Here is a 14,542-nt window from a genome sequence, read left to right as displayed (position 1 = left end):
GGGATTTTTGTATCCTTTTTTAGAAGACGGATTAAACTAATTTGTTCTAACCCTTATAATAATGTTTTATATTATGGATTTAAAATAAATGAAGGTTCAATAAAGCCGTGATATTGCAATAATTTACGAATTAGGCTTAGTGATATAAGTTATTGTGATGAAAGGAAGATTTTATGAATTTAGAAAAACTAGGTTGGAATAATTATTTTGAAGAAGAATTTAGAAGGTATTTTAATAAAGGTCTTATTGCTGGAAGAATAGTTTCGCAGCAGAAAAATAACTATTTACTACATTATGAAAAAGGTATAATAGCTGCAAAGCTTGCAGGTAAATTTAGATATAATGTAGCATACAGTAAAGACTTGCCAGCAATTGGGGATTGGGTAGCTGTTCAGTTAATAGAAGGCAGTACCCAAGGAATAATTCAAGGAGTTTTGCCTAGAAAGAATTGTTTTGCAAGAAAACAGCCTATATCTGGTGGAAGAAAGATTAGAAATGGAATAATAGTAGGAGGGCACATTGAGGAGCAGGTTGTAGCTTCAAATATAGATACAGCTTTCATTGTAAGTGGGCTTGATGGAAACTTTAATATCACAAGAATAGAAAGATATATTACATTAGCATATAACAGTGGAGTAAATCCAGTAATCATTCTAAATAAAGCAGATGCATGTAATAAAATTGATGAATATAAAACAAAAGTAAATGATATTGCAATAGGAATACCTATTTACTGCATTAGTGCTATAAGTAATATAGGCATGGAGGTTTTTAAGGAGTACCTATCATATGGTAAAACAGTAGTATTCTTTGGTTCTTCAGGAGTAGGAAAATCAACTATTATTAATTATTTACTTGGAGAAGAAAAACAGAAAACAGGCTTTGTTAGTTCAGCTAATGGAAAAGGTAGACATACAACAACTAGCAAGGAACTATTTTATCATGATTCTGGTGCAATGATAATTGATACTCCAGGGCTTAGAGAGCTTCAGCTTTGGGGTGATCAAAATGGAGTTGAAGAGAGTTTTAAGGATGTAGCTAGGTTATCAGAAAATTGCAAGTTTAAGAATTGCAACCATGATAAAGAGCCAGGCTGTGCAATAAAACAAGCTATAGAAGATGGTATCATAAGTCAAGAAAGATTTGAAAGTTATATGAAGCAGTTAGGTGAGATAAAAAGGTTAAGTAAAGAAAAAAGGCAATATGAAATATTTAAAAGTAGGAAAAGTAAGAGGGGATGTATGTAGTATGGTAGTAGAACTTAATAGAGCTGATTTTAATAAGGTTACAGATTTATTTATAGATTTAGAATATAATTTATCAATTTTCAGTGTTATAAATAAAATCAATCCAGGCAGGATTTTTGTTAACAATATGGACAATCCAACAACAGCATTAATAATAAGTCCCGAGGGTATGTATTTCGCAGGAAATGCAAAAGATGATGACTTTAATTGTGAGTTAAATAATGTATTGAAAGATGATATTTTTAAAAAAGCATTAGAAAAAAGTAAGGTAGATTATATAGTTTTTTATTCTTCAAAGGAATGGAAAAATTCATTTAAAGATATATTTAATTCTCTATATCCAATGGAGGATGATAGAAGATACCTAGAACTAGAAATAGATAAATTTCATAATGTGGAAGTATCGGAAAAGGTAAAAAAAATAGATAGAGAAATGTTGCTAGATAGTAATTTGAAAGAAATTGATGATGTAAGAGAAAGTATAATTGAAAACTGGTCTTCCATTGATAATTTTTTAGAAAAGGGATTTGGGTATGTATATATAATTGATGGTGGTGTTGTAAGCAGATGTATAGCTGACTGTGTAGTTGAAGAGAGATGTGAACTAGGAGTAGAAACAGAAGAGGATTATAGAAAAAAAGGATATTGCACACAAGTGGTTATTGCTGCTTTAAATCATTGTAAAAATAACAATATAAAAAATGTAGGTTGGCACTGTTGGGATAATAATATTCAATCCTATAAATTAGCTGAAAAAGTTGGATTCCAGCAAAAAAAGAATATTAAAGTATATTTTGGGTGGTATGATTTATACGATAATTATTTAATAAATGGTAATTATTATATCAAGAAAAATGTTAATTACAAGCTTTCAGCTGAATTTTATACTAGAGCCTTTGAAAATAACCGTGGGTTTCTATGGCAATTTTATAACGCAGCATGTGCTTACTTTAAAATCAATAAGAGGGAAGAAGCTAAAAGATATTATCAGATTGCCTTGAAAAATGGATGGAAAGGCATTGAGCCATTAAAATCAAGTCCACTATGTGAATATCTCTATGATTTAGAGGATAGCAAAAGGATTGAAGCAGAATTAAAAATGTAGGAGACTATTTTGAGTATTGCATTTGCTCTTTATATGATTTAGAATGGTGTGGAAAATGAAGAAGTTAATTGAGCAATAAAGTTTGTTGCATGTCCCTTCCCTCTGATAGTTTAATGGAGCTTTCTTGAGAATATTAACATGTTTTATAAATATTTAAAGTATAATTTTATTAAAAGGAAATTAAGTGGGGGTATGATTTATGAAATCGCTGATAATATATTGTTCTGATTATAAAAAAAACACTGAAGAAATTGCACGGATATTGGCTGACAAAATCGATTCGGAGTTAATTAATATAAGAGATGTTAGTGATTTAGACATAGAAAGTTATGATCTGATTGGATTTGGTTCTGGGGTATACAGGGAGAGTTTCTCACCAAAGCTTTTTAATTTGGTTGATAAGTTGAATTTAGCAAGTAAAAATATTTTTGTATTTTCAACCAGTGGAGTTGGGATGAAGTTCTATAATAAAAGGTTAATTAAACTTTTAGAGTCAAAAGGAGCGATAAACAAGGGGAGCTTTGCCTGTAAAGGTAGCTTTATAGCAAAGGATTTTACTAACAAAAAGCTTTTTAATATTATGGGCAGATTATCACAAGGGCATCCCAATCAAAGAGATTTTAAAGAAGCAGAAAGATTTATTGTAAGGGTATTGGATTCACTTTAAACTTATGGGTATTAACTCAGGGTGTTAATCTTCTTACCTAAGAACAAAAGAATATTTATATGTATTATAGTTGAGTAAAAGCAGAAGATATTTATTATAGAAGGGAGAAACATCAATGAATATTAATTTTTCAATAGAAGAATCAGTAAAAAAACGATACAGCGTAAGAAATTATAAAGAACAAGAGGTTGAACTAGATAAAAGAAAGGCAATTGAATCCTTTGTTAATTCATTGGATAATCCTTTTGGGAAAAAAGTTAACTTTCATTATCTTGACAATAGGGAAATGAAGGATGAAGATAAGCTTGGAACTTACGGTGTTATTAAGGGGGCAATGCAATATATTGGAACAACTATTAAATTAGAACCAATGGCATTAGAAGCCCTAGGATATGAACTAGAAGCAGTTATTCTTTATTTAGCTCATCTTGAACTTGGGACCTGTTGGTTAGGGGGAACCTTTAATCGTAAAGGATTTGCAAAGGCTATGAATATAGAAGAAGATGAAATATTTCCAATCATAACTCCCTATGGTTATGCTGCTACAAAGAAGCATATGAAAGAAATTGTAATGAGAAAAATGATAAAAGCAGATCAGCGTAAAGAATGGAATCAATTGTTTTATATAAATGATTTTCAGTCAACTCTTACAAAAGAAAAAGCAGGAGATCTAGAGGTACCTTTGGAAATGGTTCGCTTAGGCCCATCAGCATCAAATAAGCAGCCTTGGAGAATTCTAATAAAGGATAATGCATGCCACTTTTATGAGTATAAACAGCCGGGATATAGTGACAGTTTTCCATATGATATTCAAAGGGTGGATATGGGAATTGCTGCAGCTCACTTTGATTTTTCAGTTAAAGAAAAGGGGCTCATAGGTTATTTTGATACAGAATGTGAACCAGAATTAGAATTGCCAGACCATATGGAATATGTGTTTTCTTGGATTAGAGAATAGGATAAGATATTATGTAATTTATTTATGTTTAAACTCCCCTTGGACTACGGTCTGAGGGGAGTTTTTTATAGGGTATACAAAAATGCAAAAGTATTAATTGGTATTTATGGTGTATGTAGTTTTCATACAGTCCTTACTTTCCGAAAACATTATTTATTTTCAAATATATAATCACACTTTTGGCATTGCACCATTATGTGTTCAGAATCTTCTTTGTGATATGCCCCTGACCAGTGACAAATACTTTGAAGTATTGGAACTACTGATTGTCCCTTGTGCGTCAAAGTGTATTCTACTCTGGGAGGAATCTCGTCGTAGGATTGGCGGTGTACAATTTCATCAGCAATCAGCTCTTTCAATGTAGCTGACAGAACAGCATCAGTAATATTCATCATTTCTTTTCTTAAGGAACTATATCGCAAGATTTTCTTTTCAGCTAATACACAGATGATACGTGACTTCCATTTTCCACCGAATATTTCCAGTCCATATTCAAGAGGGCAGCGAATATCTTTTTCTAATTTAGGTTGATACATTTTTTTCACCTCCATTTATAAATTATAATTCTAATACTCTAATGCAACAAGTTGCTATTAAATTTAATAGTAACTCAATAATTTGCTTATATCTTTTGGAGAATGAGTGTGAAGAATATAATAAATCTATGCTTAAGCTATTATCAAATAAAGGAGGAATTTATATGAATGAAAAAGTAATTAAACTATTTAAAGAACAGATGTGGTATCTAGCAACCTATTCAACTGAGCCAAATGCTGTACCTGTAGCATTTAAGAACGTGACAGATGATGGTAAGCTGGTAGTTGGGGATGTATTTTTGGAAACTACATTAAACAACATCAGAGCAAACGGAAAAATTGCGGTTTCAGCCAGTAACACATCCACAATGGAGGGGTATCAGATTAAGGGTACTGCTCAATATATTACTGAGGGACCAATGGTTGACACATTTAAGAACGTAGTTTCTGATATGTTTAAGGGAGAATTTACTGCAAAGGGTGCATTGATTATTACTCCGGAGAAAGTTATTGTCACTACTCCTGGTGCTAACAATAAAAATGAACTCTAATAGCATTTACATTACGGTTAGTTGACTGACACTTTCATAAAGAAAAAATCGTTCTTAGTGCAGAGAAGTTTCTGCACTCTAATATTTTACTTGCGGTGGTTTTGTGATATCAGAGCCGCCGTTTATTTTTATTTTTAAACCAATAAATAATAAAAAGATATATTGTAAATAAAATAATACATATATTAAAAACAACATGATAAATGCAACACTTTTGTTGAAAAAAAGTATTGGACAAAAATTTCATTCTAATTGCAAGGCGAATAAATTAGTATAAAGTTGATAATTGACGAATACTTTTTGTAGACATACTCCTAAAATATAATTAAAATGTAATTAATGGTAAATTATTTATTGAGATATTCATTTGAAAATAAACTAATAGTAAAAAAATTAACAATACAAAACTTAATGATACAAATATATTAATAAAATGTTTCTATAGAATGGGCTAAGGTATCGAGGCTTAATAGGCTGAAAGGAGATATAATGATGTATCAAAAATTCAAGGACAGAAAACCGTTAGAAACAATTGAAACGGCAAGAAGAGCACTATCAAATTGGGGAGTTTTTGTGACTGAAACATGGTTCGATAGTTTTCATGGACTATATTCAGTAGCATTAGTGGTGGATGGAACTGATTTCTATACATGCGGGAAAGGAACAGATAAGATATATGCACTGGCAAGTGCTTATGGTGAGATTATGGAAAGATTGCAAAATCTCGCCTTTTTTAGATTTAAAGGGAGAAGTCTTTTAAAAGATAATTGTAAATATAACGATGATTCTTTTGTTGAGAAACAGAATGATGATGTTATTTATTCTAATTTATCTTATTGGATAAACTGTGTGCAAGGAGAGACTGATGATAAAATACTTGAAAAAATGCAGCAGTTTAGTTATTCATCAGGAGAGTATATTAGATATGAAAGATTTCACAATATTCAAAATGATGAAGTGATAGCCCTACCTATAGATATTGTAGATCTTTATTATGGTACCAACGGAATGGTGGCAGGAAACACTAAGGCGGAGGCTTTTGTCCAAGGAATATCGGAAATTTTAGAAAGGTTTGTAATCAAAGAAATTATAGAAAAACATATTACACCACCTACTATTACTACTGAGGTTAAAAATAACATGCCAGATGTTATTAATTGGATAGATGCAATTGAGGAAACTGGAAATTATAAAGTAGAATTAAAGGATTTCTCTCTGGGGAGAGGGATTCCAGCCATTGGTCTGGTTCTGTACAACTGTAAGGATATTTCTTACTTTGTAAAAGCTGCTGCACATCCATCACTTGAGGTTGCTGTTGAGCGTTGTTTTACAGAATTAATGCAAGGTAAAAAGATTGAAGATTTCGAAGGGATGACACGGGGAAGTGATTTCTTAAAAGAAGGTGGCGATATTGATAATTTTATAGAAATATTTGTAGATAGTTCAGGTCGATATCCGTCAACATTTTTTGTGGGAAATCCATCATATGAGGGAAGTTTTGAGAAGAAATCTTATGTTGATAATCAAGAGATGCTATTTGAATTGATTTCTTTGATTAATGATTTAGGTCATTCTATTTTTGTGAGAGATGTAACAAAGTCTAAGATATTAGCTTATCGTATTTTAGTTCCCGGGATGAGTGAATTATTCAATGTTATGGATCCGGTGGTGATTGAAGATTGCATTGATTATGAAAGGCTTCGAAATATCATACAATTTAAGTTACATGACATATCTACTGATGAAGCTTATTTTGTGATTGAATTTCTAAAGAAAAAAAACTATTCTGAAAATCACACTCTTGACATCTTTATTGATGATATTAAGCTTACTGATGATAATATTTACTCCATTGTTTCCATAAAATTGTTCATGTGTCTTCTTTATATCAAAGTTAATGATCTTGAGAATGCTCTTCTATGGATGAGAAAATATAATGAGACGCTAAATCCTTCTGACCCAAGTAGTAGGTATTACTATTGTTATGAATTATACTTGGCTTTAAAAATTGAACATGATAACAATCAGCACATTAGTCAATTGTTATACTGCTATTTTGATGAAGAAATAGTTGATGAGGTTATGAGTGATGTAGATAATAACCCTTTTGAATATTTCTATCCACTAAATTGTAGTAATGATTGTTTGAACTGTGAATATTCTGCAATGTGTAAATGCAAAAATGAAAAGACTATATATAACTTAATAAGAAAATAATTGTAATAGTAGATTGAATTTAATGTTATTTTTAGTAGTACAAGCTTAAATTTAATCAAAATTAATATAAATATTAGGAGTGTTTAATTGCTTTGATGAAACTGGTATAGTATTCTACTTAAGATTTTAACTTAGGATATATACAAATTAATGATGTATATATATCCTAAAGGGAGAAAACTTACCATTTCAATAGATATAAATGTAGCAATGATGCAAGCTATATAGTATTCATCATGCTATATAAAAAGAAAGGAGGAAACCAAATGAAAATTATCAAAGTTAAGAGTAATGTAGTTAAGAAACCAGTTATCGTACCAAACAACTGTGGCGTGCATAAGAATCAAGCTACAACAATGTAAAGTAATAGTCTTTTATTGATACATTCTCAAACATGAGAGTATCATCGTCAAAGTTTTGATTACTATATTTATTTCCATGATTTTACAATGAGCTATTTATGGTGATAAATTAAAACAATAGTGAAATAAATAGACGATACAGTATGTATGGGTTTCATATAGTGCTTTTTACAAAATTTTATGTTGAGTTACTATATAGAGATTTTGAGCACTTATAAATTAATAGTAATGCAAAAGACACAATGAGTTATACGCTTACTATTTATTTAAATGGAAATCCAATCAAAAAGAAGACTTAGCAACTACTGATTAAGTAGTGACTAGGTCTTCTGATGTTTTGAAATGAATGTATTATTATAGATTTAAATTAATACAATGACAATTGGAGGTGCGAAAATGATATATGAATTTCCAGTAAATACATCAAAATACTATTTTGATGGCAATTCCTTGACATTATATAAAGATTCATTTGAAAATGTTCAGGAAATGCCTAAATTTTACAAAATGGCAGATAGAACATTAGGGAAAGCACTATTTCTAACAACAATAAATTGTAATGGAAACTGTGCTTATTGTTATGAAAAAGGAGATTTTTTTGGAGAGGTAAGTCCTATTATGAGTGAGGAAGCTGCGGATAAAGCAGTTAAATACTTACAAGATAAATATGATAAAATATCTAAGGTTAGCTTTTTTGGTGGAGAACCCATTTTGAATTTTAAGATTATTAAACATATTGTGGAGCAACTTGAAGCTAATTTTATTATTGAAAATTATGATATTGTAACCAATGGTGCATTAATTGATGATGAAATGATTAGTTTTTTTGAAAAATATAAGTTTAATATAACAATAAGTGTTGATGGTCCGAGTTTCATTCATGATACACTTAGAGTAAATTGCCTACATCATAAAATAATTAGTGTTATAAACCGATTAAAAGAAACTGCAATTTCAGATAAGGTTAAACTTAATTGCACATTGACAAAATTTCATCTTGACAATATAAGTAGAGATGAACTTGCTGCGTATTTTGAAAGCTTGGGAGTTGAATACTATATTTCTGAAGTAGCAACTGAAATAGATTGGCTTAAAATAAAAGATAATCAAGATGAAGAAAAAGATATTGAAAAGTATATTGATCAATCATATAGTAAGATTTATAAAAATGCACCAAATAAGAATATTAGTATCTTTGTAAAGGCAATAATTGAGTCGTTATTACATGGTATATGCTTTGATGACTTTTGCTGTGAGTTGAGTAAAGGATTTCTAGAAACCTTTGACACCGATGGGAATCGTCACCCATGTGTAAGTTTAATTAAATATGATATTAATGATCCATTGGTAAGGGAATGCAACAATAAAAACAATAAGGTATGCAATGAATGTTGGGCAAGAAATATATGTAGAGACTGTGTAGCACAGTATATTTCAGGTAAAGCAGAACGCCCATACTTAACAGGAAATTGCTATATGAAAGAACATTATGAGTATTCATTAAGAAAAATTGTAGAAATTCTTGAAGAATCAGAAGAAAGATTTCAACGCATAATTGACAATTATGAGCATTTTGCTTAATTTAGATTTTAATAATGAATTATAGGCTATAGAAATTTATTATAATCGCACATGTGACTATTAAGCACTAAAATATTTTAGGGGGATAATTAGATGTCAAATTTTAACTTGTTCACAAAAAAGACACTCGGGATACTTGATATCATTCGCATTCCTATTCATTACTGTCCCTTTTATTCTATTTCAATTGCAGTTGTTAGTTTTTTCAGTGGTGTAGTTCCAACACTTTCATTGCTAGCTGTTTCATACTTCATCAATTCTTCAATCAGATTTTTTACAGAAGGTTCAGGGGCAGCTCATATAAAGTTATCTGTATTGGCAATCGTTTTATGTTCACTGTATTCGAGTTTGTCTCCTTTATTATTAGAGTATCTTAATACTAAGCTTGAAAATATTTTAAGAGAGAATTTTTTTATTTCTTTAATAGGAAGGGTTGCATCACTTAAATATGAATATTTTGAGGATGACCAGAGTTTAGACTTAATATCTAGGGTTTCTAGACAACCTGAGACTCAATGTGTTAAGTCTTATGGACAGGTTTTGGGAGCATTTAGTCTAATACTTAAGATTCTAGGAATTATGGGTGTGCTTCTATTTAAGGTTGCGTGGGCGGCATTAGCAATTGCATTTATAGCAATACCAACATTCCGTATTGCGATAAGAGGCGGTAAGGAAAATTATGAAGCGAATCGAGAGTCTGAAAAACATATAAGGAAAGCTGGGTACCTATCAGAAATTTTGATAGGAAGAAATGCTGCTAAAGAAAGAACTCTTTTTAACTACTCAAAGAAGATTAATGATTCGTGGCATAAGCAATACGAAGTTGCTAGGAATCTCAAGTTTAAAGCCAGTTTAAAATGGTTAAAGGAGTCTGAAATTGGTGGAATTTTAACTTCCTTACTGATAGCGGTTATTATCTTAATTCTTGTGTTTCCGCTGAAAAGAGGTTTATTGTCTATAGGACTATTTATTTCTATTGTTAATAGTACGATATCGCTAATTCCAGATTTGGCTTGGCAATTGCCGGAGTATACTGAAGCAATAGCTCAATCCAAAGAATACTTAGAAGATTTTACGAGTCTATTGTCATTAAAGTATAAGAATGAGTACTTATGCGTTTCATCAGAGAATAGAGTTTTAGTGAATCGCATAGAATTTAGGAATGTAACATTTCGATATCCAGGAACTAAACGCGATGTTTTAAAGAACCTTAACCTTGTTATTGAAAGCGGAAAGCATTATGCTCTTGTTGGAGCTAATGGTTCAGGAAAGACAACAATCACTAAATTACTAACAGGATTGTATGAGGAATTTGAAGGAGATATTCTTATTAACAATATTTCAATCAAGATGTACAGCCAGGAGGAATTAAAATCCATGTTTGCTGTGGTATATCAAGATTTTGCAAAATACGAGATTTCTTTGAAGGATAATATTACATTAGGAAATGTGAATGGTTATAGCACTCAACGTTTTCAAGAAGCAATTGAAGAAAGTGGATTAATTGAGTTAGTACAAGAACTACCTAGAGGCATTGATAGCTATATTGGAAGAATTATAAAAGATAGTCTTGATTTATCAGGAGGACAGTGGCAACGAATTGCAATGGCAAGAACACTGGTAAGTAATGCATCGTTGAGAATTTTAGATGAACCAACGGCAGCACTAGATCCAGTAAGTGAGAGTCGGCTTTACGAGAACTTTGAAAAAATTAATCATGGGAAGACAACACTTCTCATTAGTCATAGATTAGCTTCAACGAAACTTGCAGACGTTATATATGTGATTGAAGACGGAGCTGTAAGCGAGCATGGTAATTTTAATGAACTAATGACGAAAAATGGTTCTTATGCAGAAATGTTTCGTAGTCAGAGGAGGTGGTATGAGAATGAAAACTAATAAAAAATCTTCCTTCCTTACAATTGTTCAGGCCTTTCGGAAAGTAGTTGGTGCCTGTCCAATGTACTTCCTATTTATTTGCATTATTGACTTGCTATTGGGTTTAACACTTGCCCTTAATACTGTAGCACTTGACCGCTTTTTTAACGTTATTGGTAAATATATTACTGGTGAAGCAATGTTAGCAAGAATAATTGGTTCTTTTATATTACTTCTTCTTTGCATTTTAGCGAACCCAGTATTGAATGGAATAAGTACAGTTTTTGGTTTGGATTATGAGCGTAAAGTTACAGGAAAACTTGAAAAATTGTTTAATCAGAAATGTGCCATGAAGCAAACAGCTTGTTTTGAGGACACTTCTTTTTTAGATGATATCAATAAGGCTCATGAAGGTGTAAAAAATAGTGTATCACTTATAACAGGAATTGTGGATACTACACTTATCTACATACCATACTTTATGATTATAGGTATTTACCTTTATAGGTTAAAACCAAATTTAGTTATAATTATTTTTCTATTTTCTCTCCCTGTTATGCTTTCTCAAATGTTTAAAAGTAGATTATATGCTCGACTTGAAGATAAGGCTGCACCGTTACGTAGAGAGTGCGAGCATTATGAGGAATGCATCATTGGAAAAGAAAAATTGAAAGAAACAAGATTACTAGGAGCATATAATTTCTTTATTAAGAGATATAAGAATAAATTAGAAACACTGAATGACGAAATTATTAATACTCAAGTTAAATCAATAAGAATTGAGCTGTTATTTAAAATTTCGGCATTATTGGGACATATACTTACACTTTTATTGCTTATTAAGTATCTTTTTGACGGTTCTATTTCAGTAGGAAATTTTGGTGCTGTTTTAGCTTCAACTGGAATGATTATGAGTATGCTAGAACAGATGATTTGCTACATAATAGGAAACGCAATGAAACGGATTGGTACTGTTGATAACTATCTTAAATTTATGAATATAAAAGAACAAGAAGAAAAGAAAATCAACTATGAAAAAGCTCCACAAATTGAGCTTAAGGATGTTTCCTTTAGCTATCCAGGAAGTAAGCTAGAGGCTATCTCAAATGTGTCTATTAAATTTGAGAGTGGCGAAATCGTAGCAATTGTAGGAGAAAATGGTGCTGGAAAAAGCACATTAACAAATCTAATTTCAGGAATTTACTTGCCCAATAAAGGTGGCGTATATTTTAATGATCAAGATACAAAATCATTAGACCATAAAAGCTTGATGAAAAATATATCTAGTATATTCCAAAATTTCCAACGATATAAGATGACATTACAGGATAATATTATTATAAGTGATACATCAACCACTGTGATAAATCAATGTGTTGAGAACTCATTAAAAGAAGCTGATTTAAATGTGAATTCCAAAGTATTTCCACAAGGTATGAATACAATGCTTTCACGAGATTTTGATGGGGTGGACCTTTCAGGAGGGTATTGGCAAAGAGTAGCCATCGCAAGAGGTTTTTATAAGCAACATAATATGATTCTTCTTGATGAACCTACTGCTGCCATTGATCCAATAGAAGAATCTAAATTATATATGAAATTTATCGAGTTCTCAAGAGGAAAAACATCTTTCATTGTTACGCACCGACTGGCTCTAACTAAGATGGCAGATAAAATAGTTGTTATGGACAAAGGTAAAGTTGTTCAGATAGGAACTCACAAAGAATTAATTAGTATAAATGGAAAGTATCAAGAATTGTATAATTCCCAAAGTAAGTGGTATGTAGAAAGCTAATCGTAATTAATAGCAATATCACAAGTGTTTTATTGCTTAGATGAAACTGGTATAGAATTCTCCCTTTGATTTTATTTTAGGATATATCCAACAAAGGAGAAAACTTGCCATTTCAATAGATAAAGATGTAACAATAATGTAGGTTATAGGGTATGCAACTTGCTACATCAAAAAGAAAGGAGGGAACAAGATGAAAATCATTAAAGTTAAGAGTAACGTTGTTAAGAAGCCAGTTATAATGCCAAGCTCATGTGGGGTACACAAACAGCAAGTTTCAACAAAGTAAAGTTGTAGCTATGTTAACAAGGAAACACATTTAGAACCTTGAGAAATCAGGGTTCTTTTTAATTGCAAAAAGTTATAAGTTTCCAAAGACATAGTAAGGAAACAATGAAAGTGATATAATAAAGCGAATGAGTATGACTTTTGAAGAAGAATACGTGAAAAAGTATAACAAGAAGAATTAAGATTGAATCTTTAAGAAGATAAATTAGAGGAGGATACATAATGAAAATTTCAAAAGAAGATGCGTTGATGTGGTTTGAGTTTTTTGCCATGCTACCAGAGGATGAGGAGTTTATGACAAAACAACAGGAAATCATATACGCTACCTTTGCACAAATAGAGGAGTCAATTGATCATAGGAATAATATCTTAATGTCAGAAATTAAAGACTTAAAAACTCTTGGGAATAGAACTTATTTCGTGGGAAATGAAAGAAAGTTTGCAATGGGATGCCGTTCTTGTCTTATGGGAACTGGCTTAAGTGCAATTAGAAAAACAAACAAATGTAACATAGAGTGTAAATTCTGCTATAACTATGGAGAATTAGAGGATCAGCCTCCTATAGGTGAAGGTATGTGGGAAATCGGAGGTACAAAGTTTTATGAGAAGGATATAGATTTACTTCTTTCCATCCATAAGAAGCCTACTGGGGTATGCTATGTTTATTTAGAGCCTTTTATGGAAATTGAAAAGTACTATCCTGTTATAAAGAAGTTTAGTGAGGCAGGGGTTCATCAACATTTATATACCAATGGTACTTTAGCTACAGAAGAAACCTTGAAGGCTTTAGCAGAAGCTGGCCTTGATGAGATAAGATTCAACCTAGGGGCAACTAGTTGTGCAGATAAAGTTATAAAAAATATTGGACTTGCTAAAAAATATATTAAAAATGTAGGTATTGAAACTCCAATGACTCCTGAGTTTTTTGAAGGATTTTTTGAGAAAAAAGAAGCAATTTTAGACACAAATCTGGATTTTATAAATTGTGCAGAGCTACATTTAAATGAGAATAACATACACAATTATGAAGGCGAAAACATGTATATTTCCAGACATGGTTATATATCTCCAACTTGGAGCAGAGAATTAACTCTTAAATTCATGAAAATAGCTGAAGAGGAAAACTGGGATTTAGCAGTTCATGATTGCTCAAATCATACAAAATTTGCGAGAAATTTAAACTTGAGTAGCAAAGAAGGTAAGTGGTTCGGAGCTAGTAGCTATGGCTGTGAGTTTTCAAGGATACCATACGAAGTATTTCTACCAATACTGAAGGATGATAACTTCAAATTTTTATGTGAAGAAGAACTGCCTGAGGGCTATAAAGTAGGAGAGCTGTTTTTTTAATTAGATGAATGGA

At 31.2% G+C, this 14,542-nt stretch carries 11 protein-coding genes; 10 read left to right on the top strand and 1 reads right to left on the bottom strand.

The genetic code is table 11. The annotated features are described in order from the left end of the window. Positions 1-173 precede the first annotated feature (173 nt). The 4 genes from rsgA to B3B03_RS09075 all read left to right on the top strand — a co-directional run bounded on the left by rsgA (position 174) and on the right by B3B03_RS09075 (position 3,977). Positions 174-1,247, top strand: a complete 1,074-nt coding sequence (rsgA, locus tag B3B03_RS09090) for a ribosome small subunit-dependent GTPase A (RefSeq protein ID WP_346877066.1) — start codon at positions 174-176, stop codon at positions 1,245-1,247. Further along, positions 1,204-2,352 carry a GNAT family N-acetyltransferase gene (locus B3B03_RS09085; protein WP_346877065.1) on the top strand — a complete coding sequence of 383 codons (1,149 nt, stop codon included), beginning with the start codon at positions 1,204-1,206 and terminating at the stop codon, positions 2,350-2,352. Before rsgA ends, B3B03_RS09085 begins: the two co-directional genes overlap by 44 nt. A 199-nt stretch (positions 2,353-2,551) precedes the next feature. After that, on the top strand, positions 2,552-3,019 hold the full coding sequence (locus tag B3B03_RS09080; protein WP_346877064.1) for a flavodoxin domain-containing protein: 468 nt from the start codon (positions 2,552-2,554) through the stop codon (positions 3,017-3,019). 115 nt (positions 3,020-3,134) lie between these two features. After that, positions 3,135-3,977, top strand: coding sequence for a nitroreductase family protein (locus B3B03_RS09075; RefSeq protein WP_346877063.1), 843 nt, complete (start codon positions 3,135-3,137; stop codon positions 3,975-3,977). Positions 3,978-4,126: 149 nt separating this feature from the next. On the opposite strand, the gene B3B03_RS09070 is transcribed toward B3B03_RS09075, so the two are convergent. Continuing rightward, positions 4,127-4,513, bottom strand: coding sequence for a helix-turn-helix domain-containing protein (locus B3B03_RS09070; RefSeq protein ID WP_346846376.1), 387 nt, complete (start codon positions 4,511-4,513; stop codon positions 4,127-4,129). Between the two features lie 95 nt (positions 4,514-4,608). Here B3B03_RS09070 and B3B03_RS09065 point away from each other — a divergent pair, with 95 nt between their 5' ends. The 6 genes from B3B03_RS09065 (at position 4,609) to B3B03_RS09040 (ending at position 14,529) form a co-directional block, all read left to right on the top strand. Then, positions 4,609-5,064 carry a pyridoxamine 5'-phosphate oxidase family protein gene (locus tag B3B03_RS09065; protein ID WP_346877062.1) on the top strand — a complete coding sequence of 152 codons (456 nt, stop codon included), beginning with the start codon at positions 4,609-4,611 and terminating at the stop codon, positions 5,062-5,064. Positions 5,065-5,556: 492 nt separating this feature from the next. Further along, positions 5,557-7,281: a YcaO-like family protein gene (locus B3B03_RS09060; RefSeq protein ID WP_346877061.1), complete on the top strand. Its 1,725-nt coding sequence runs from the start codon at positions 5,557-5,559 to the stop codon at positions 7,279-7,281. A 758-nt stretch (positions 7,282-8,039) separates the two neighbouring features. Further along, the gene (locus B3B03_RS09055; protein ID WP_346877060.1) at positions 8,040-9,224 is read left to right on the top strand and encodes a radical SAM protein; all 1,185 of its coding nucleotides are present in this window, start codon (positions 8,040-8,042) and stop codon (positions 9,222-9,224) included. 348 nt (positions 9,225-9,572) lie between these two features. Next, on the top strand, positions 9,573-11,123 hold the full coding sequence (locus tag B3B03_RS09050) for an ABC transporter ATP-binding protein (protein WP_346877059.1): 1,551 nt from the start codon (positions 9,573-9,575) through the stop codon (positions 11,121-11,123). Then, positions 11,107-12,897, top strand: coding sequence for an ABC transporter ATP-binding protein (locus tag B3B03_RS09045; protein WP_346877058.1), 1,791 nt, complete (start codon positions 11,107-11,109; stop codon positions 12,895-12,897). The genes B3B03_RS09050 and B3B03_RS09045 overlap by 17 nt, the downstream gene beginning before the upstream one ends. A 507-nt stretch (positions 12,898-13,404) precedes the next feature. After that, positions 13,405-14,529, top strand: a complete 1,125-nt coding sequence (locus tag B3B03_RS09040; protein WP_346877057.1) for a radical SAM protein — start codon at positions 13,405-13,407, stop codon at positions 14,527-14,529. The last annotated feature ends 13 nt before the right edge of the window (positions 14,530-14,542 follow it).

Source organism: Clostridium sp. UBA5712 (assembly GCF_002419845.1).
GTDB classification, from domain to species: Bacteria; Bacillota; Clostridia; order Clostridiales; family Clostridiaceae; genus Clostridium_J; species Clostridium_J sulfidigenes.
The sequence above is the reverse complement of the archived record's forward strand: the minus strand, read 5'-3'. Positions and strand labels throughout refer to the sequence as shown.

What these genes read in the sequence shown, in the direction of transcription:
- B3B03_RS09070 (WP_346846376.1), bottom strand. Translation starts at nt 4,513, where the DNA reads ATGTATCAACCTAAATTAGAAAAAGATATTCGCTGCCCTCTTGAATAT.
- B3B03_RS09040 (WP_346877057.1), top strand. Translation starts at nt 13,405, where the DNA reads ATGAAAATTTCAAAAGAAGATGCGTTGATGTGGTTTGAGTTTTTTGCC.
- B3B03_RS09085 (WP_346877065.1), top strand. Translation starts at nt 1,204, where the DNA reads ATGAAATATTTAAAAGTAGGAAAAGTAAGAGGGGATGTATGTAGTATG.
- B3B03_RS09055 (WP_346877060.1), top strand. Translation starts at nt 8,040, where the DNA reads ATGATATATGAATTTCCAGTAAATACATCAAAATACTATTTTGATGGC.
- B3B03_RS09075 (WP_346877063.1), top strand. Translation starts at nt 3,135, where the DNA reads ATGAATATTAATTTTTCAATAGAAGAATCAGTAAAAAAACGATACAGC.
- B3B03_RS09080 (WP_346877064.1), top strand. Translation starts at nt 2,552, where the DNA reads ATGAAATCGCTGATAATATATTGTTCTGATTATAAAAAAAACACTGAA.
- B3B03_RS09060 (WP_346877061.1), top strand. Translation starts at nt 5,557, where the DNA reads ATGTATCAAAAATTCAAGGACAGAAAACCGTTAGAAACAATTGAAACG.
- rsgA (WP_346877066.1), top strand. Translation starts at nt 174, where the DNA reads ATGAATTTAGAAAAACTAGGTTGGAATAATTATTTTGAAGAAGAATTT.
- B3B03_RS09045 (WP_346877058.1), top strand. Translation starts at nt 11,107, where the DNA reads ATGAGAATGAAAACTAATAAAAAATCTTCCTTCCTTACAATTGTTCAG.